Annotated in this window: 1 protein-coding gene; it reads right to left on the bottom strand. The window is 60.3% G+C overall.

The genetic code is table 11. From position 1 onward, the window contains the following. Positions 1-282: 282 nt before the first annotated feature. A complete protein-coding gene (locus tag KHA85_RS16360; RefSeq protein ID WP_213186616.1) occupies positions 283-1,359 on the bottom strand; it encodes a right-handed parallel beta-helix repeat-containing protein in 1,077 nt (358 codons plus the stop codon). Positions 1,360-2,023: the final 664 nt, after the last annotated feature.

Here is a 2,023-nt window from a genome sequence, read left to right as displayed (position 1 = left end):
ATACAACCATCCTCCTCGACTCAAAAGGAGGCGGCGGGAAACCTGGGGCGGTTCAAGTAGTTCTTCTTCGTCATGGTGATGTCCTACATTCTCCGACCCAGAATGGGCCGGTCTCAGCGTGTCCACCACCCCGGGGCTATCCCCGTCGACGGAGACCAGTGCCATTCCACCGGGGTCGCTGGCCACCTTCAGAGTGCTGGGGCGATGGGGCCGGGTACCGGTGGAAAGCGCTGCGGGCCAGGTCTGTGCTGGCTCGTGGCTCGGTGCGCCCTGCCCCAACCCTTACCCGACATCGATGTAGGTGCCCCGTTCCGGGTAGGCAATGGGGACCGGGACATCGGTCATCGGAATGTTTGTGGCACGATTTCCTAACTGCCGGAAGTTCACACCCTGGAATGTTCCATGCATCGACACCCCGTCAATCAAGTTCCCGGCGGCCGGAGTTACCAAACCATCAGGCCGATAGTTTTGATTCGAGTCCACGACTATTCCGCTGCGGACATTGGAGATGGAGCCGTCTCGGACTATATTGCGGTTCGAGCCCACAATCATCACACCGGAGTTCGATCCCACCCGTGGGATGTCTACATTGAGATGATTAATCTGGTTATCGTTACAGGGGCCGTCCCACTCCGAACCGGTTCTAGTGCGGTCGTCAATGTACACGGCGTGGTAGCAGTCCCCGGACACGTTAAGGCCTGTGATGTGGTTTCGGACAGCGGCGCGGAAGAACCAGAACCCGGCCCCCATCGACTGCTGAGGCCGCCCAGTGTCCTTAATGGCAAGGTTCTCGACCTGGTTGTCGCGGGCACCGTGAAGCAGCTGGAATCCTCCCTGGACACCGCCGTATATGGACAAATCGAGGGCCCTACCGAAGCGGGTCATGTACCAGAGGATTGGAGAACCTAGGGCCCCCGTGGTGTGTAGGTTTTTCGAGCCGTCGAGAACTAGTTCGGCCAGGCCCGTTCTAACAGCCCCAGTAGACACTGACGTTCCGGATACTGCCACGGGAGCAGGGGAATGCAAGGTTACCGTCGTCCCGGTCACGCCAACGACTTCGGTGTAATGGACGGTGGTCTGCCCTGCCAGGCTCCCTGTAGCGTGGGTTGTGGGGGTGGTGCCGTGCAGGCCGCGGGACACGAGGGAGACACTATCTGAAGTCCTGCCGGCGAAGGCGACAATTTCGCCGTTGATCCTTAACGCGCCAGTCGATCCAAGCCCTGCCGTGGACTCGACAAATACCGTCGTGTCCGAGGCCTCAATAGGTGCGGTCAACCGAGTCCACTGTGTCTGGTTAATGCCTCCTGCGTGCTGGATACCTATGACCGCTCCCAGCTCGATCCCGGTCGCGCTCGCCACAGTGAGGGTGGTCCCCGATACGGTTCCGACCGTCTGATTCACTCGTGACCGAATCACGGCGCCAGTGCCATCTGGGTGCTTAAGGGTCGCTCCCGCGCCCACGAACCGAACTCGGGAGTCCTGCAACACCCCGCCCGCAAGATAGCGGCCAGGTGGGATGACTACGTCGCCACCGCCCGCCGCAAAGACCTCATTGTTCGCCGCTTGGAGGGCATCACGGTTTGCTTGCCACAGAGCAGAGGGCGACACGTTCGCGACCACCGTAACCTTGCGTTCCTTATTGGCGAGGCTCTGAGAACTGAGGCTCTGGCCTGCGGCTGAACCGGCCCCAACGCCCGCGACGCTGGTCGCCGCAACCGCCCCGGCGAGGGCGGATAGCACTGAGCGCCGACTAAAATGGGTAGGAGGAAGTGCCGACGGGAGGTCAGAAAGAGGAATGGAGCGATCGGCACTAGAATGGCGGTCTGACTGAGGCATTGATGGCCCTTCGGGATCCGGAGTGGGTCGCTGACGTGGTGGTCAGAGGAAAGGGGCGGTAAGACGTTTAACGATGCAGGTTTCGTCGCCAAGCCTCTTACCAGCTAGATCCCATCTTAAACACTACTGAATTGGGCTGTGTCAAGGAATGTGGACAGTTCCTCGGTGATTTCTGAACTGTCAGGCC

Source organism: Dietzia massiliensis, assembly GCF_018390595.1.
In the GTDB taxonomy this organism is placed as follows: Bacteria; Actinomycetota; Actinomycetes; order Mycobacteriales; family Mycobacteriaceae; genus Dietzia; species Dietzia massiliensis.
Note: the sequence above shows the minus strand (reverse complement) of the source record. Positions and strands in the feature narration are given on the sequence as shown.